Source organism: Streptomyces sp., assembly GCF_035563135.1.
In the GTDB taxonomy this organism is placed as follows: Bacteria; Actinomycetota; Actinomycetes; order Streptomycetales; family Streptomycetaceae; genus Streptomyces.
The window spans coordinates 15,641-31,439 of the sequence record NZ_DATMVN010000020.1; the positions used below are offsets into that span (position 1 = coordinate 15,641).

General features: G+C 70.5%; 18 protein-coding genes. 4 read left to right on the forward strand and 14 right to left on the reverse strand.

The features are described from left to right. Positions 1-38: 38 nt before the first annotated feature. From VN520_RS01115 to VN520_RS01130, 4 genes are all read right to left on the reverse strand, one after another. On the reverse strand, positions 39-794 hold the full coding sequence (locus VN520_RS01115) for an AIM24 family protein (RefSeq protein WP_325744910.1): 756 nt from the start codon (positions 792-794) through the stop codon (positions 39-41). 18 nt (positions 795-812) lie between these two features. Then, on the reverse strand, positions 813-1,493 hold the full coding sequence (locus VN520_RS01120; protein WP_325744911.1) for an AIM24 family protein: 681 nt from the start codon (positions 1,491-1,493) through the stop codon (positions 813-815). Between the two features lie 11 nt (positions 1,494-1,504). Further along, positions 1,505-3,136: a TerD family protein gene (locus tag VN520_RS01125; RefSeq protein WP_325744912.1), complete on the reverse strand. Its 1,632-nt coding sequence runs from the start codon at positions 3,134-3,136 to the stop codon at positions 1,505-1,507. Positions 3,137-3,242: 106 nt separating this feature from the next. Further along, complete coding sequence (locus VN520_RS01130; RefSeq protein WP_325744913.1) at positions 3,243-3,866, reverse strand: M48 family metallopeptidase; 624 nt, start codon at positions 3,864-3,866, stop codon at positions 3,243-3,245. A 181-nt stretch (positions 3,867-4,047) separates the two neighbouring features. Here VN520_RS01130 and VN520_RS01135 point away from each other — a divergent pair, with 181 nt between their 5' ends. Beyond that, a complete protein-coding gene (locus VN520_RS01135) occupies positions 4,048-5,193 on the forward strand; it encodes a ThiF family adenylyltransferase (RefSeq protein WP_325744914.1) in 1,146 nt (381 codons plus the stop codon). A gap of 61 nt (positions 5,194-5,254) precedes the next feature. Then, positions 5,255-6,679 (forward strand): AarF/ABC1/UbiB kinase family protein, encoded by a 1,425-nt coding sequence (locus tag VN520_RS01140; RefSeq protein ID WP_325744915.1) that lies wholly within the window; start codon positions 5,255-5,257, stop codon positions 6,677-6,679. A 375-nt stretch (positions 6,680-7,054) separates the two neighbouring features. On the opposite strand, the gene VN520_RS01145 is transcribed toward VN520_RS01140, so the two are convergent. The 4 genes from VN520_RS01145 to VN520_RS01160 all read right to left on the reverse strand — a co-directional run bounded on the left by VN520_RS01145 (position 7,055) and on the right by VN520_RS01160 (position 8,703). Beyond that, positions 7,055-7,357, reverse strand: a complete 303-nt coding sequence (locus VN520_RS01145) for a hypothetical protein (protein ID WP_414719746.1) — start codon at positions 7,355-7,357, stop codon at positions 7,055-7,057. Positions 7,358-7,740: 383 nt separating this feature from the next. Next, the gene (locus VN520_RS01150) at positions 7,741-7,938 is read right to left on the reverse strand and encodes a hypothetical protein (RefSeq protein WP_325744916.1); all 198 of its coding nucleotides are present in this window, start codon (positions 7,936-7,938) and stop codon (positions 7,741-7,743) included. A 184-nt stretch (positions 7,939-8,122) separates the two neighbouring features. Next, the gene (locus VN520_RS01155) at positions 8,123-8,464 is read right to left on the reverse strand and encodes a DUF3140 domain-containing protein (RefSeq protein ID WP_325744917.1); all 342 of its coding nucleotides are present in this window, start codon (positions 8,462-8,464) and stop codon (positions 8,123-8,125) included. Next, on the reverse strand, positions 8,461-8,703 hold the full coding sequence (locus VN520_RS01160; protein WP_325744918.1) for a DUF2945 domain-containing protein: 243 nt from the start codon (positions 8,701-8,703) through the stop codon (positions 8,461-8,463). The genes VN520_RS01155 and VN520_RS01160 overlap by 4 nt, the downstream gene beginning before the upstream one ends. A 220-nt stretch (positions 8,704-8,923) precedes the next feature. On the opposite strand from VN520_RS01160, the gene VN520_RS01165 reads away from it, so the two are divergent. After that, a complete protein-coding gene (locus VN520_RS01165) occupies positions 8,924-9,064 on the forward strand; it encodes a hypothetical protein (protein WP_325744919.1) in 141 nt (46 codons plus the stop codon). 226 nt (positions 9,065-9,290) lie between these two features. On the opposite strand, the gene VN520_RS01170 is transcribed toward VN520_RS01165, so the two are convergent. The 4 genes from VN520_RS01170 to VN520_RS01185 all read right to left on the reverse strand — a co-directional run bounded on the left by VN520_RS01170 (position 9,291) and on the right by VN520_RS01185 (position 12,901). Continuing rightward, positions 9,291-9,650 (reverse strand): hypothetical protein, encoded by a 360-nt coding sequence (locus VN520_RS01170; RefSeq protein ID WP_325744920.1) that lies wholly within the window; start codon positions 9,648-9,650, stop codon positions 9,291-9,293. Further along, a complete protein-coding gene (locus VN520_RS01175; protein ID WP_325744921.1) occupies positions 9,647-10,015 on the reverse strand; it encodes a WhiB family transcriptional regulator in 369 nt (122 codons plus the stop codon). The genes VN520_RS01170 and VN520_RS01175 overlap by 4 nt, the downstream gene beginning before the upstream one ends. 169 nt (positions 10,016-10,184) lie before the next feature. Beyond that, entirely contained in the window at positions 10,185-10,511 is a 327-nt protein-coding gene (locus tag VN520_RS01180) for a hypothetical protein (protein ID WP_325744922.1), read from the reverse strand. A gap of 167 nt (positions 10,512-10,678) precedes the next feature. Further along, a complete protein-coding gene (locus VN520_RS01185) occupies positions 10,679-12,901 on the reverse strand; it encodes an ATP-dependent DNA helicase UvrD2 (RefSeq protein WP_325744923.1) in 2,223 nt (740 codons plus the stop codon). A 186-nt stretch (positions 12,902-13,087) separates the two neighbouring features. On the opposite strand from VN520_RS01185, the gene VN520_RS01190 reads away from it, so the two are divergent. Next, positions 13,088-13,345, forward strand: a complete 258-nt coding sequence (locus tag VN520_RS01190; protein ID WP_325744924.1) for a mycoredoxin — start codon at positions 13,088-13,090, stop codon at positions 13,343-13,345. A 65-nt stretch (positions 13,346-13,410) separates the two neighbouring features. On the opposite strand, the gene nudC is transcribed toward VN520_RS01190, so the two are convergent. Further along, positions 13,411-14,358 (reverse strand): NAD(+) diphosphatase, encoded by a 948-nt coding sequence (gene nudC / locus VN520_RS01195; RefSeq protein WP_325744925.1) that lies wholly within the window; start codon positions 14,356-14,358, stop codon positions 13,411-13,413. 44 nt (positions 14,359-14,402) lie between these two features. Further along, positions 14,403-15,797 (reverse strand): dipeptidase, encoded by a 1,395-nt coding sequence (locus VN520_RS01200; RefSeq protein WP_325744926.1) that lies wholly within the window; start codon positions 15,795-15,797, stop codon positions 14,403-14,405. Between the last annotated feature and the right edge of the window lie 2 nt (positions 15,798-15,799).

Genomic DNA, 15,799 nt, shown 5'->3' on the forward strand with positions numbered 1-15,799 from the left:
CGCCCCTCACCGCCCATGCTCCACCGGAGCGGGGCGGCTCAGTTCCAGGCGTTGTTCTGGTTCTGGCTGTGCGCGCCGTGCTGGCCCACACCGAACTGGGCCGCGGCCCCCTGGCCGATCTGGGCGTTCTGCGGCGGCAGCACCTCACTCGGCTGGACCAGGGCGAAACCCTGGCCCAGGAAGCTCAGTTCCCAGCCCTCCCCCGTGTTGCCCCGGCGCCGGAGGACGCCCGTGGAGTGGGTCTGGGCCTGCATCTGCACCCTCAGCCCGCTCGACCAGGCGACGATCGCGTCGGCGTCGGCATTGACGTACTTGTCGGGGGTGACCTGCATCATCAGCGGCTGGCCGGAGGTCATCAGCGCGACCTTGCCGTTCCCGGAGATGTTGAGCTGGTACTTGCCGGTGCCCGAGATCCCGTAGTGGCTGTCCACCGCGATGACCTCGGTGTGCAGCGAGGAGTCCAGCGCGAGGACGTAGGCGCTGTCGACCGTCATGCCCTCGGGGTCGATGTCGACCACATGGATGTACTGGGCGAGGTTGGCCAGGTAGACCGTGCCTTGACCCGAACAGCGCATGAGGTCGAGGCCCTCGCCCGTGTTCCTGCGGGCGCGGCGCTGGCCCTGCGACTGGTACTCCCCGTCGAACTCCATGAGCCCCTGGTAGGCGACCATGGCGCCCTTGCGGGCGAGGACATCGTCGTGACCGGTCAGCGAGACCCGCAGGAGCTGTGGGTTCTGGACGGTGTAGCGGTCCTGCGACTGCTGTTCGGTGTGGCTGAAAAGCGGACTCTGCATGGTGTGTTCCTCCCCCGCTCAGTTCCGGATCCGGAGGCGGTCGGTACTGTCCTCGCTCGGCTGGACGACGACGATGCCCTGGCCCGAGAAGGCCATCTGGTACGCCTCTCCGCTGCCCCGCCCGATGAGCGAGCCCGCCTTGAAGCTGCGCTTGCCCTTCACCTTGAGGTTCGGGGACCACGCGACGAGGGCGTCGGGGTCGACGTACGTCTCGTCCTCACCACGGCCGCAGTCGACGACGATCGGGGTGCCGCGCGAGGTGATGGCGACCCACCCGGTGCCCTGGATCCTGACGTTCCACAGACCCTGACCTGCGAACTTGGCCAGTCCCTTGACCCGTTCCACCCCCCAGGCGAGGTGACCGTCGAAGGCCAGGAGATTGGTGCCGTTGACCGAGATCGAGTCGTTGTCGAGATTGATGACGACCACGTCGGCGCCGTAGTCGGCGAGGTAGAGCAGTCCGTCACCGGCACATTTCATCAGGGGCGCGCCCTCGCCGCTGATCCACTGGGACGCGATCTGACGGACGGCGGGCGGGTTGGGTTCGTACTGGATGAAGCCCTCGTAGGCCACCATCGAGCCGGTGCGCGCGTAGAGGTCCTGGCCGGTGGCCATGGCGACCTTGAGCATCGTGCGGCCGTGGTTCTCCATCCGGGCCGTGACGGGGGTCGGGGCGTAGCCCGCGAGCTGCTGGTTCATGACGGGCTCCCTCAGACCTCGTAGGGCTGGACGACGACGAAGTTTCCGGGTGCCCCCCGGAACTGGAGGTTCACGGTCTCCCCGCTGTGCCCCGGGTACGCGTTGCGGCGCAGCCGGACCTGGCTGGAGATGATCACCTGGGACGCGGACGACCAGGCCACCACGGCGTTGCAGTCGGCGAAGGTGGTCGGCGTGACCGGCAGCACGACCGGCACACCGTGGGTCTTGACGACGACGGTGCCGGTGCCCTGGAACTGCATGGTGAACAGGGCGCCACCGGGAATCCCGTGCCCTTCGATCCTGCGGACCTCGTACTGCAGGGACTCGTCGAAGGCGAGGACGCTCTCCGCGGAGACACAGATGCCGTCGCCCTGCAGCTCGATGGGATGCAGATGCGCCCCCTTTTCGGCGAGGAAGACCTGGCCACGGCCGGTACAGCGCATCAGCTGCATTTCCTGGCCCGTGGCGTTGCCGACCATGCGGCCGGCGAAACCGGCGCCCTTGTAACCGAAGTCGACCTTGCCCTGGTACATCACCATGCTGCCCTGACGGGCCAGCACCGGTGCACCGCCCATGGTGAGGTCGACGCGCATGAGCTGCTGGTTCTGCGAGGTCCAGCGCTGCCCGGTGGCCGCTTCCTTGTAGGGCCGCAGGGCGGCCTGCAGGCCCGCGCCGCCCGCCGGGACACCCTGGGGCACCCCCTGCGGCATACCGGACTGCATGCCCGGCGGCTGCTGACCGAACGGGGCCGGGGGCTGCTGACCGAACTGGCCCGACGTGTCCTGGCCGAACGGCGGGGCGGCCGGGGGCTGCTGACCGTAGGGCGGGGTGGCGGGCGGTGCTCCCTGCCCCGGGACCTGCCCGAACTGCGGCTGCTGGGGCGGCTGTCCGTACGGAGCAGGCGCCTGCGGTGCCGGCGTCACAGGTGCCGCGAGGGTCGGTGCGGCGTGCACCGGCTGCTGCGGGGCGGGGGCGGACTCCGCCGGAGCACCGAAGGCCGGTGCGGGCTGCGGGGCCTGGGGGGCGGCCGGGGCGCCGAAGGCAGGAGGCGCGGAGGCCTGGGCGGGCGGTGCGAACGAAGGAGCGGCTCCCTGGGGCGGCGCGGCGGGAACTTCCTCCGCGACCTCCCCGCCGAAGTTCTTCAGCAGTGCGTCGAGTCCGCCGTCGAAACCCTGGCCGACCGCGGCGAAACGCCAGACGTCCTTCAGATAGAAGTCGCCGAGCATGACCGCACGCTCGGTGGTGAACTCCGAGCCGGTGAAGGCGTACCTCACCACCTCTTCGCCGCCCGCGACGATCCGGATGTATCCCGGGCCGGCCTGCGACATCTGCCCGGCACCGTCGAGAGTCGCGGTGAAGGACAGTTTGTGGATGTTCGCCGGAATGCGGTCGAGGGTGACGCGGAACGACTCGGTGTCACCGGCCTGGGCGCCGAGAAGCTGAATGGACTCCTCCGGCGATTTCGGCTGGTTGAAGAAGATGAAATACCGGTCGTCGGAGAGCTGCTCATCGGCATCGAGACCGAAGCAGCTGATGTCGAACGTCAGGCCCGGGCCGGCGATCTGCACACCTACGTACAGATCCGTCCCTGCCGTGAGATCACTGATCTTGGCCTTGTGGCCGCGTTGGAATTCCCTGGCCATGCGTAACGACCGTCCCCCATCCGGAAGGTGAATGCGTCGCGTCAGGCTAACCGCAAACCACGAGATCGAGCCAAGCCGGTACAGACCCGGTACAGAATCGGCGACGTCACTCCTCGCGGGCGGCAGGCAGATGCGGAAGCCGGGGGGCCGCCACGACTCCTTCGAGGTAGCCGCGCGCACGCTCGGTACGGGGATACGCCTCCAGCAGCTGCCAGAACCGCGGCCCGTGGCCCGGAACCAGCAGATGGGCCAGCTCGTGGAGAAGGACGTAGTCGAGGACGTACTCCGGCATGCCCTGCAGCCGGTGCGAAAGACGGATGCTGCCCTCGGCCGGGGTGCAGGAGCCCCAGCGGGTGTTCTGGTTGGTCACCCACCGCACGGTGGCCGGCCGTGCCCGGCCACCGAGGTACTGGCCGGAAAGCCGCTCGGCGCGGTCGCCCAGCTCGCTGTCACCGATGACGCGCTTGCTCTCCTGCGCAGCGAGCTTGTCGAGCATCACACCGACCCAGCGCCGCTCCTCGGCCTCCGACATCCGGGCCGGGATGAGCACGATCGTGCGATCGCCTTCCCGGTAGGCGGAGACCGTTCTGCTGCGCCGGGTGCTCCGGCGGACCTCGACCGCACTCGTCACCGCTGCGCGGGGCTGCTGGGCGGCTGCGCCGCGCTGCCGGCGTCCGGCGCTGCGCGCGGGGGTCTCCCCGGCGAGATCGGGAGGGGAGTCTGCGGGCACGCCACGACGTTACCCGCCGGCGGTGGGGGAAGTCCCGCCCCCTCGACGGTTCGCTGTTGATCCACTTCTCGGCTCGCACCATTTGAACGACTAACGCCCCGGCCTGTGGATAACTTTCGGCCCGTTTCGCCGCCGCGCTGCATTCTGGCAACAGACCTCGACACACCGAGCTGGAGAAGTCATGCACCCGATGTTGAAGCCCGCACTCCGCCGGGCTTGGCGTGGACGGAACACCGTGCAATTCGGTGTCACGCCCGCACACGCGGTAACGCTGGGCCCGATGGATATCGCCACCGGCAGCTTTCTGGAACTCCTCGACGGAACACGCGGACTTCCTCTGCTCCGTGAAGAGGCCAGGGCCCTGGACCTTTCGGACCGTCACGTGGACATTCTGGTATCGCGCCTGGCGGAGGCCGGTCTGCTGGACGATCCGGACGCGGGCGGCCCGGAGGCCGACGCCTTACGCCGGCGGGCCGAGACCCTGGAGCGGCAGCGACCCGACGCGGCGGCCCTGTCCGTGGTGCATCCGGCGCCCGGCAGCGGGCTGCGCAGGCTCGCGGCCCGGCGCGCGATGCGGGTGCAGGTGCGCGGTGCGGGGAGGGTCGGTGCGTCGATCGCCGCGGTGCTCTCCGGGTCGGGAGTGGGTCACGTCGAGGTGCTCGACGGGGGCCGTGCCGAGCCCTGGGACGTGGCACCGGGCGGGCTCCCGGCTTCCTCGGTCGGTGAGCGCCGGGACACCGCGGCCCGGCAGCTGGTGCGCAGGTCCGCGGTCGGCGGGCCTCCGCGCCCGGGCGGAGCCGGCGCGGCTCCGGGAAGCGGTGAACCCGCACTGTCCCTGATCGTGGTGGCCCCCAGGGACGGCCTCTCCGTCTACGCCCCCGACCCGGACACCGCCGCACCCTGGATCGCTGCGGGTACACCGCATCTCTATGCCGGAGTGATCGAAGCCACCGGAGTGGTGGGGCCGTTGGTGCTGCCCGGTGGCACCGGCTGCGCGGGCTGCCTGGCGCTGTGCCGTGCGGAGGCGGACCCCCAGTGGCCACGGATGCTCGCACAATGGAAGTCAGGACGGCGCACATGCGTGCAGGCGTGCGATCTGGGACTGGCGACAGCGGTGGCCGGTCTCGCGGCAGCCCACGCGCTGTCCTTTCTCGACGGAGAGCTCCCTGCCAGCACCGGGACGCGGTGGGAGGCCGCCATGCCATTGCTGGACTGGCGGTCGGAGCGGCTGGGGCCGCACCTCGACTGCGCCTGCGGTGCGGCGGGGCACACTGAGGTGGAGCTCACCCCCGCGGCCGGTGCCTCGCAGGACACAATGGCCGGGTGACCGCCGACGGAGCGGAGCCGGATTTTCACGTGGCACGGCAGTCTGGGAACTGGAGGGGCACATGTCTGATCTTCCCCGGAAGGCGGTCACCCGTACCGCGAAGCTGGCAGCGCTGCCGCTCGGCTTCGCCGGCCGTGCCACATGGGGTCTGGGCAAGCGGATCGGCGGGAGATCCGCCGAGATAGTGGCACGCGAGGTCCAGCAGCGCACGGCCGATCAGCTCTTCAAAGTGCTCGGCGAACTGAAGGGCGGTGCGATGAAGCTCGGGCAGGCGCTGTCCGTCTTCGAATCGGCGCTGCCCGAAGACGTCGCGGGCCCCTACCGGGCGGCACTGACCAAACTGCAGGAGGCAGCCCCGCCCATGCCGGCCCGCACCGTCCACGCGGTACTGGCGGAGCGGCTCGGCGAGGACTGGCGGGAGCTCTTCAACGAGTTCGAGGACCGGCCCTCCGCCGCGGCCTCGATCGGGCAGGTCCACCGCGCCGTGTGGCACGACGGACGCGACGTCGCCGTGAAGGTGCAGTACCCCGGCGCCGGGGAGGCGCTGCTGTCCGATCTCACCCAGCTCAGCCGCTTCGCGCGGCTGCTCGGCCCGCTGGTTCCCGGAATGGACATCAAGCCGCTCATCACGGAGCTGCGCGACCGGGTGTCCGAGGAGCTGGACTACGAACTCGAGGCCCGGGCCCAGCAGGAGCACGCGGCGGAGTTCGAGGACGATCCGGATGTGGTGGTCCCGGGAGTGGTGCATCAGTCCGAACAGGTTCTGGTGACGGAGTGGATCGAGGGAATTCCGCTGTCGGAGGTGATCGCTGACGGCACGACGGAACAGCGCGACCGGGCGGGCCAGCTGCTGGCGCGTTTCCTCTTCTCGGGGCCCGCGCGCACCGGTCTGCTGCACGCCGACCCCCATCCGGGAAACTTCCGGCTGCTCCCCCCGGCAGCTGTGCCCGCTCCGGATGTGCCTGCCGGTGAGATGGACGAGCAGGAGGGGGGTTCGGGCCTCTGGCGTCTGGGAGTGCTGGACTTCGGTACGGTGGACCGGCTTCCGGACGGTCTGCCGCAAACCATCGGCAACGCCCTGCGGATGACGTTGGACGGGGACGCCGACGCCGTCTACGCCATGCTTCGTGAGGCCGGCTTCGTCAGGGAGTCGGTCGATCTCGAACCGGACGCCGTGCTCGACTACCTGCTCCCCATCATCGAGCCGGCGCAGGCGGACGAATTCACCTTCACCCGCTCCTGGCTGCGCGGCCAGGCCGCCCGGATCGCCGACCCCCGCTCCCCGGCACATCAGTTGGGCAAGCAGCTGAATCTGCCTCCGTCCTATCTGCTGATTCACCGTGTGACGCTGAGCACGATCGGCGTTCTGTGCCAGCTGGGCGCCACCGTCCGTCTCCGGGACGAACTGGAGTGCTGGCTGCCGGGATTCCTGGAGTACGAACCGGACGAGGACAGCGCCGAGGAGGGTGCGGCGGTCGAGGTGTAGGAGGCGGCCCGCCCTCTCATACGCCCGACGGCCGCCACCAGGCGGAGTCGAGCCGGCTCTCGATCGCCCTGATGCGGGTGTGTGCAGTCGTCACAGATGTACTGACGGCTGCCGTTCTCCATCGAGCACAGCCAGGCCTCAGGCGAGGAGCCCGGCCCTGCGACGGCGGCGCTGCGGGCACACGCCCGGGGGCGGCCTCGACCCCGTTGCCCAGGGCTGCACAGTGCCGGCCGACAGCCACCACTGCGGCTCATTCCGAATGATCCACGACTCGGGCGAAGGGCGGTGTGGACGCGGACCACCGGGCTGACGGGAGGGGCCTGGACCCGCCCAGGCACGTGACGTCCTCAGCGGCGGACCGGGCCCTGCCGGGCCCTACGGACGTGGATTGATGCGCTGCCAGGGGGGCCGGGCGTCAGGGCCTCGGCGCCCCACGGCAGCGCCGCAGCGGGGGCAGACGCGCTGCACGCGGTCCGCGGCGCCTCCGGACTCAGGGAATGTCTCGTGCCAGACGATGTGCGGGAAACGTACGAGTTCGGAACGGCTCAGGGACAGCCCGCACACAGTCCCGTTCCTCCCCTGCTCCCATGCGTGCACCTCACCCGAAGGAATCCGCTGGTTGCTCTCCTCGTCCCACCACTGCCCGGAGGCAGCCACGGCGTAGCGCTTCGTCGACATGATGTGTGCTGACCTCCTCGTGCACCGGGGCGACTTTGACCGGCATGTCGTTCCGGCGCTCTTCCTGCCCCGGACGAAGGTGACCCATCCGGTCGAGGAAGTGCCGGGAGCGGCTGGTCATCCCAAGGACGCGTCTCTCGGAGGACAGTGGCCAGGTCCACGGGATGAGCAGCGTCCGCCCCTCCCCCGGTGCGGCAGGCCGTTCGGCCACGGGCAGATCCGGCCCTCGCCCCGGGCCGGGAGACTCGTGGATCAGCCGCTCGGAGCCCCACTGCGGGAGCCCGGGACGGCGGGCCGTACGGCATCGGGGTGCCGCTTGCGCATACAGCGGCGAATCGACGGCGTGCGGGGCTCGCGCAGCGGTCAGCTGCTCGACGGTGTGGTCACGGATGGCCGGGCTGCTGCTCGGGCGGAGTACCGCCGCCGCGGCCGCCGCCCTTCGCCCCTTCCTTGTCCGAGCCGTGTGCCCGGCCGCCGCCCCCGGGCGTCCCCGGTTGCTTCGCCTTCAGCTCGGCACTGTCCTGAGGCGTGGCCCCGCCCTTGTCACTGCGCCTCTGCTCGGGCTGCTGCGGTTTCGACATGGTGATCGCTCCCTCGCTCCGTACGGAGGAATCAGGTCAGCTTGCCGGGAATCCGGCTTCCCGGCCGAACGCCCTCGAAATCCTCTTCCTCCAGCTTCGGCCTCAATCGTCCTTCACGCAGCGGGAACGCTCGCGACAGCCAGGCCTTCGTCCCTCCCCCAGGCGGGCCGGCGGCGTACGGGATCTATTTCTCGGGGTCGCAACCCCAGTTCATCAGCGAGTAGCGCCACGGGGTGTCGGCGGTGTCCCCCTCGGGGCGCTGTTCCTTGTGCCTGTGCACATAGCCGACGACCTTGCGCATATGCGCGAGGTCGTCGTCACTCAGGTCGGCCTTCTTGGTGCGCAGCAGTTCCACGATCCGGCGACCGGAAGCGTGGCCGGTGGACTCTTCGCCGCCGTTCTTCTGCCCCACCGCCTGCGACTGCTCCGTCTCCAGCCACTTCTCCAGCTCGCCGGGGGACATGTTGACGGCTTCACCGAAGCGGTCGAGGGTCTCCTGCCGCTCTTCGTCCCGTGCGCCGCTCACGAGCCGCCGCCCTTCTTGCGCAGCGACCCGGGCTTGTGGACCGCGGTCCTGCCTGTCTTGTCGCTCTCCACCTCGTACTGCGGCTCGTCCGGGGACGCGTCCACGGTCCGGCCGGCGGCCTCGGTCCGCTCGGCGACCTTCCGGGTGACGGTGCCGTCGACCTCCTGGCCGTGACTCCTCCACGTGACATCGTCCCCACGGGACAGCTTCTTGTCCTTGTTCTTGTCCTTGTCCGCCATCGGACGTCCTCTCTCTCGTCAGGCACAGGGTTCAGCCCCACCGAACAGCGCCCGGTTCCCGTCAGCATCACGGGTGATCGGCGTTCTCGCATGTGGGGCGCTTCCTCCGGTCCGTCGCGGGCCGGCAGGCCACCCGGCCGACTGTGATCGGAGCAGCAGCGTCAACAGACCATGAGAGTGCCGCGCCGGCTCCCCGGATGTCTTCACGGCCGGATCTCACGTGGTCGCCGCGCGGTGCTTCGCGCCGACACCCCCGGCCCGCGACTGCGAGGCCTTCCCCGCCCACTCCGAAGCCACGTTCCGCATGGCCGTGACCGACCGCATGGCCCGCCGCTCCACCAGCGAGCACACCCTTGCGTGACGCGACCCGGCCTCACGGGTGAACCAGCCGATATCGCGATGAAACACCGGGGCGAAGCGACCTCTGAGTCTCCTCGGCCGCGTCGGGGCCGTACCTCCGTGGACCGGGCGGCTCACGCGGGCGACGCACTGCGGGGCCGGCCCGACCGGGCCGGCCCCGCAGCAGGGGAGAGTGGCTGCCTGAGAGGCCGAGCGGTGGCCCGGCAGCCGTACTGCTGGTGGATCTGTCAGTGCATGACGGCCATGGCGAGCGCACGGCGGGCGCGCATCGAGGCACGCTCCGCACGGCGCTGCATCCGCCGGGCGGCCATCAGGCGGACTGCCTGACGTCCCTCCTCGGCCTCCCTCAGGCGGTCGTGCATATGCGCACGGGCCAGGGCTTCTGGGATGAGTTGCATTTCGCGGGTCCTGTTCTGACGCGAGTCGTTCGCGCCGATGATGGTGGCGTCCGGGGTCGCGGAGCCGACGGGCTCCCTCGTGGTGGTGGTCATTGGTGCCTGATTCCGGGGGTCATGAGTCTGGGGACGGTCGATGGTTCCGATGCGCTTGCTTCCTGCGGGGGCCGTGACCCCCAGGCCGGCGGTCACGCCGCGACCGGGTTCTTGCGCGGACGGCCACGCGGACGCTTGCGGGCGACGACGACACCCTGGACGAAGAGCTCGCCGCCCCAGACACCCCACGGTTCGCGCCGCTCCTTGGCTCCGGCCAGGCAGGCCTCGACCAACGGGCAGGTCCGGCAGAGGGACTTGGCGTACTCGACGTCGGCCGGCGACTCGGCGAAGAAGACCTCCGGGTCGTAGGAACGGCAGGGCACGGGCACGCCGAGGTTCTCGATGGCGTCGTCGAGCGCGGTGAGCGCGGTGAGGGGGAGCAAGGTGGAGTCCTCCGTGAGGCCGGGCGGGGAGATCGTGTCGGAAGGCGGTACGGACGGGGCGTGCGTCTCGAGTTGCACGGTGGCGTTGTCCTCGTCTGGTCGTGCCGGCCTGTTGGCCGGTTGGCGGCTGGTACCAGGTCCTGCTGTCCCGAGGCTCCTTCGTCTCGTCTCGTCCGTTCGGACAAAACAAAAGGGCCGCGGATCCCGAGTGGGGTTCCGCGGCCCTGAAGGCGCCGGCCTGATCGGATCAGGCTGGATCACTCCAGGGTTCAGGCCCACGGAAGGCCCACATCGTGTGGTGGTGCTGCGTCGTCTGCTTCTTGGCTCCGGCACCGGCTGCCGCAAAGGCATAGGCCGAGGCCTGTCCCTTCACTACTGCTGCTTCCGGTGCCTCGGTCGGTCGCTCATTGCGCTCCCGCACGGGCAGGCTCGCCAGGGACAGCGGGCTGACGGCGGAGACGCCGGACACACGGATGCCACGAAGCGAGAGCTCCGAAGAGCGGACGAGGCCGAGCGAGCAGGCGGAGACGACCGACGGATCGGTCATTTTGATGGTGTTGATGATGCTGATCACGACAATCGCCTCCTCTCGGCGTCTCAAGGGACCGGCCGGGGCCGATCCTGCGGTATTCGGATAAGTACAGCACGGAGTCAGGGCTTCAGAGAAGTCGCTGTTCCCGTGGTTAAGAACCTATGGTGCTTGCCGCTGCGGGCGCAAACTATTTTTTCGACGAGTTCTTCTCACACATCGACGCCACCTTCCTCCGGCTCCTGACCCACCGTCCGGCCTGCGCAGATGGCCAGCACGTCGGCCCCGAACCTGGTCAGTTTCCGGTTGCCGACACCGGGGATGACGACGAGCTCGCCCTCGCTCCCCGGCGCCGCCTCGGCGATCGCCATGAGTGTCTTGTCGGTGAAGACGCAGTAGGCGGGCTGGCTGATCTCCTTCGCCCGGTCGGCCCGCCACTCACGCAGCCGCTCGTACAGCGCCTCGTCCATGTCCGAGGGGCAGTCCTCGCAGCGCATCAGCTTCATCTCACCGGCCTCGGTGAGCGTCCTGCCGCAGACCCGGCACCGCACCGGGCCCCTCCGGCCGGGCCGGGCCGGCGCCTCCGTGCCCGCGCCGCCCGCACCCGCACGGGAACCGCGGTCGATGCCGCCGGCCCCCCCGGCGCCCCCCCGCGTGCCGAGGGCGGTCGAGCCCGGCCGCAGCCCGTTGAGGAAACGGGTCGCGCGGCGGTTCCCGCGGCCACCCGGCGACCGGGACAGGGCCCAGGACAGCGAGAGGTGGAAACGGGCCCTGGTGACACCGACGTACAGCAGCCGGCGTTCCTCCTCGACCTGTTCGTCCGTCCTGGCGTAGGCGATCGGCATCATGCCCTCGGTGAGGCCGACGAGGAACGCGGCATCCCACTCCAGCCCCTTCGCCGAGTGCAGCGACGCCAGGGTGACGCCCTGCACCGTGGGAGCGTGCTGGGCGGCCGCCCGCTCGTCCAGCTCGGCCACGAGATCGGAGAGCGTCGCGCCCGGCCTGGCCTGTTCGAAGTCCTCGGCCAGTCGCACCAGCGCGGCGAGGGATTCCCAGCGGTCCCGCACCGCTCCCGAGCCGGCGGGCGGCTTGGAGGCCCAGCCCTTGGTGGAGAGCACCGCCCGCACCTCGGAAGGCAGATCGTCGGCTCCGTCGAGCAACGAGTCGTTGCCTCCCGCGCGGGCGGCACCCCGCAGGGCGACGCCCGCTTCCCGCACCTCCGGACGGTCGAAGAAACGCTCGGCGCCGCGCAGCTGGTAAGGCACGCCTGCGTCCGCGAGGGCCTGCTCGTAGACCTCGGACTGGGAATTGACCCGGTACAGCACGGCGATCTCACCGGCCGGGACCCCGGCGGCGATCAGATCACGGATCCGGCGCGCGGTGCCCTCCGCCTCCGCGGGCTCGTCGGCGTACTCCGTGCAGACGGGCTCGGGGCCCTTGTCACGCTGCGAGACCAGCTCCAGCCGGTGCTCGGCGGCCTTGCCCCGGGCCTGGCTCAGCAAGCCGTTGGCCAGGTGGACGACCTGGGGCGTGGAGCGATAGTCCCGCACCAGCTTGACCACCGTCGCGTCCGGATGACGGGTGCGGAAATTCAGCAGGTGGTCCGGGGTGGCGCCGGTGAAGGAGTAGATCGTCTGGCCGGCATCGCCGACGACGCAGAGATTGTCCCGGTCGCCCAGCCACAGGTCGAGGAGCCGCTGCTGGAGCGGGCTGACGTCCTGGTACTCGTCGACGACGAAGTGCTGGTACTGGCGGCGCACATGATCGGCGATGTCGTGGCGGTCCTGGAGGATGCCGACGGTGAGCAGCAGCACGTCCTCGAAGTCGATCACCGACCGGTCGCGCTTCAGCTGCTCGTACATCGCGTAGATCTGCGAGAGCTCGGCCGGATCGCGCGGCGCGTCCCGCTGGGTCTTCACCACCGCGGCCGGGTAGTCGGCGGGGACGGTCTGGGTGACCTTGGCCCATTCGATCTCACTGGTGGCGTCCCGCAGCTCGTTGCGGTCGAGCCGGATCCCGCAGCGGGCCGCGGCCTCGGCGACCAGCTGGACCTTGCGCTCCACCAGACGCGGAAGCTCACCACCGACTGCTTTCGGCCAGAAGTACTGGAGCTGACGCAGTGCTGCGGAGTGGAACGTCCGGGCCTGGACACCGGTCGCGCCGAGCTGGCGGAGCCGGCCCCGCATCTCCCCGGCCGCCCGGTTGGTGAAGGTGACGGCGAGCACGGTCGCCGGCTGGAGGATCCCCGCGCGCACCCCGTAGGCGATGCGGTGCGTGATCGCCCGCGTCTTGCCCGTACCGGCTCCGGCCAGCACGCACACGGGTCCGTCGAGGGCCAGCGCGACCTCGCGCTGCTCCGGGTCGAGCCCGTCGAGTACGGCGTCCGCGGAGTCGGGGACCTGTGGGAAGAGGGTGGAGTGCGTTGCTGCTGTCACCCCGCCATGCTGCCAGGTCGCGAGGGGCCGCTGCGGCGGTTGTCCACAGGGGGTGCCGTTCGTCGTACCGGCGGGAGGCCGCGGGGAATGGTGGTCCGTTCCCGTGCGTTCCCTCCATGCGGGAACGTACGCGTGCGTGCGCCCCGCGTTCAGCGGGACGGACCAGACAGAAGGAGCGCCGACGACATGCCGGGCACTGTGACGATGTACAGCACCACGTGGTGCGGCTACTGCCGCCGGCTCAAGGGACAGATGGATCGCGAAGGCATCGCGTACACCGAGGTCAACATCGAGCACGACCCGGCTTCGGCAGCTTTCGTCGAGAAGGCGAATGGCGGAAACCAGACGGTTCCGACCGTTCAGGTGGTTCCCTCCGGCGGTGGCACCGAGATCGTGATGACGAACCCGAGCCTCGCCCAGGTGAAGCAGGCGCTCGGCGTCTGACCGCGCTCCCTGTGACGAAGGCCCCCGCCGTGGCGGGGGCCTTCGCGTCGCACACCGGCGGCCGCTCAGGCCGCGTTGCCCGGCCTGGGGAGCGGCTTGCCGTACCAGAGCTCGATCAGACGCGCCGCGATCGAGACTCCGAACGGGGGCAGCACCTCGCCCGAGTCGAAGGCGGCCGTGAGGTCCTCGCGGGAGAACCAGCGGGCCTCCTCGATCTCCTCACCGTCCACGGTGATCTCCGACGACACGGCGCGTGCCATGAAGCCGAGCATGAGGCTGGAGGGGAACGGCCAGGGCTGGCTGGCGATGTACTCGACCTCGCCGACGGTGACCCCTGCCTCCTCGAACACCTCGCGGGCCACGGACTGCTCGATCGACTCCCCGGGCTCGACGAAGCCGGCGAGGGTCGAGAAGCGGCCCTCGGGCCAGTGGACCTGGCGTCCGAGCAGGGCGCGGTCCTGCTCGTCCGTGACCAGCATGATCACCGCGGGGTCGGTCCGCGGGTAGTGCTCCGCCCCGCAGGCCTGGCAGCGACGGATGTGCCCGGCCGCCGCGATGACGGTGCGCTCGCCGCAGCGTGAGCAGAAGCGGTGCAGCCGCTGCCAGTTCTCCAGTGCCACCGCGTGCACCATCAGCCCGGCGTCGCGCGGGCCGAGGAGCATCCCGGCCTCACGCAGACCGGCGGGCCGTGCGGACTGGTCCATGCGGCCCGGGAGGGAGTCCTTCTGGAGCGCGAAGTAGCGTACGCCGTCCTCGTCGGTGCCCAGGAAGTAGCGGTGGGTCTCGGTGACCGGCGCCTCGAAGGCGGGCGTCATGACGAGCTCGGTGCCACCGTCAGGGGTGTCGTCGATGAGCGCCTGGCCTCCGGAGACGACGAAGACCCTGGTCGTCGGGTGGCTCCAGGCCGCGGCGAGCCAGGCCTCGTCGAGCCGGTGGTGCGCGGCGCGGTCGATGCCGCTGGGCGCGGTGAGACCGATCGGGCGGTCTGCGGTGGCGTTGTCGAAGGTGCTCACAGGTGCTTCCTACTCCCCCGGGGGCGGATCGGGCGTTCAGAGATTCAGCGGAGTGCGTCGGCCAGCTCGCTCCACAGGTGGGCGGTGGTCTCCACGCCCTTGAGGAGGAGGTCGAGCTCGACCTTCTCGTCGGGGCCGTGCCAGCCGTCGGACGGTACGGAGATGCCCAGGAAGAGGACGGGTGCGCCGAGTACGTCCTGCAGGTCGGCGGCGGGGCCCGAGCCTCCCTCGCGGGTGAAGAGGATCTTCTTCCCGAAGGCCCGGCCCATCGCGCGGGCCACCGCCTGGAGGGCGGGGTGGTCCAGGGGTGTCAGACAGGGGCGGGTGGCGGGGGCGAAGGCGATCCGGTGGCGGACTCCGGCCGGGATCCGGGCCTCGGCCCAGGCGCGGACCGCTTCCTGGACGCGCTCCGGGTCCTGCCCGGCGACCAGCCGGAAGCTCAGCTTCACCAGGGCGGACGAGGGAATGACGGTCTTGCTGCCCGCCCCCTGGTAACCGCCGCCGATGCCGTTGACCTCCGCGGTGGGGCGGGCCCAGACGCGCTCCAGGGTGGAGTAGCCCGCCTCGCCCGCGGTGGCGTGCGAGGCGGCCGTACGCAGCCAGGTGTCCTCGTCGAAGGGCAGCTCGGCGAAGAGGGCGCGCTCGGTGCCGGTGAGTTCGGCGACCCCGTCGTAGAAACCGGGGACCGCGACCCTGCCCTCCGTGTCGTGGAGAGCGGCGACGAGCCGGGCGAGCGCGGTCGCGGGGTTGGGGACGGCGCCGCCGAAGGACCCGGAGTGGATGTCCTGGCCGGGGCCGAACAGTTCGATCTCGCATTCGGCGAGGCCACGCATGCCGGTGCAGACGGTCGGGGTGTTCTCGTCCCACATGCCGGTGTCGGAGACGATCACGACGTCGGCCGCGAGGCGGGCGGCCCGCTCCTCGGCCAGCGCGCGGAAGTGCGGCGAGCCGGACTCCTCCTCGCCCTCGACCAGGAGCTTGAGATGCACCGCGGGGCTCGTGCGGCCGGTGGCGGCGAGGTGGGCCCGGACGCCGAGTGTGTGGAAGAACACCTGGCCCTTGTCGTCGGCCGCGCCTCGTCCGTACATCCTGCCGTCGCGGATCACCGGGTCGAAGGGGTCGCTGTTCCAGCCGTCCTCGCGGGCCGCGGGCTGCACGTCGTGGTGGCCGTAGACGAGGACGACGGGCGCGTCCGGATCCTGTGACGGCCACTCGGCGAAGACCGCAGGGGCGCCGGCCGTCTCCCAGATCTCGGAGACCGGGAACCCGGTCTCCTTGAGCTTGTCCGACAGCCACTCGGCGCTGCGCCGTACGTCCGCCTCGTGCTCCGGCTGGGCGGAGACGGACGGGATGCGCAGCCACTCGGCGAGGTCGTCGAGGAAGGCCGTGCGGTGCTGCTCGGTGTACGTACGGACGGCGCTGTCCGGGGTGTCGCTCATGC

Coding starts and splice junctions, on each gene's coding strand:
- VN520_RS01150 (WP_325744916.1), bottom strand. CDS start 7,938: ATGTCGAAACCGCAGCAGCCCGAGCAGAGGCGCAGTGACAAGGGCGGG.
- VN520_RS01160 (WP_325744918.1), bottom strand. CDS start 8,703: ATGGCGGACAAGGACAAGAACAAGGACAAGAAGCTGTCCCGTGGGGAC.
- VN520_RS01120 (WP_325744911.1), bottom strand. CDS start 1,493: ATGAACCAGCAGCTCGCGGGCTACGCCCCGACCCCCGTCACGGCCCGG.
- VN520_RS01190 (WP_325744924.1), top strand. CDS start 13,088: ATGCCGGGCACTGTGACGATGTACAGCACCACGTGGTGCGGCTACTGC.
- VN520_RS01145 (WP_414719746.1), bottom strand. CDS start 7,357: ATGTCGACGAAGCGCTACGCCGTGGCTGCCTCCGGGCAGTGGTGGGAC.
- VN520_RS01200 (WP_325744926.1), bottom strand. CDS start 15,797: ATGAGCGACACCCCGGACAGCGCCGTCCGTACGTACACCGAGCAGCAC.
- VN520_RS01125 (WP_325744912.1), bottom strand. CDS start 3,136: ATGGCCAGGGAATTCCAACGCGGCCACAAGGCCAAGATCAGTGATCTC.
- VN520_RS01115 (WP_325744910.1), bottom strand. CDS start 794: ATGCAGAGTCCGCTTTTCAGCCACACCGAACAGCAGTCGCAGGACCGC.
- VN520_RS01140 (WP_325744915.1), top strand. CDS start 5,255: ATGTCTGATCTTCCCCGGAAGGCGGTCACCCGTACCGCGAAGCTGGCA.
- VN520_RS01135 (WP_325744914.1), top strand. CDS start 4,048: ATGCACCCGATGTTGAAGCCCGCACTCCGCCGGGCTTGGCGTGGACGG.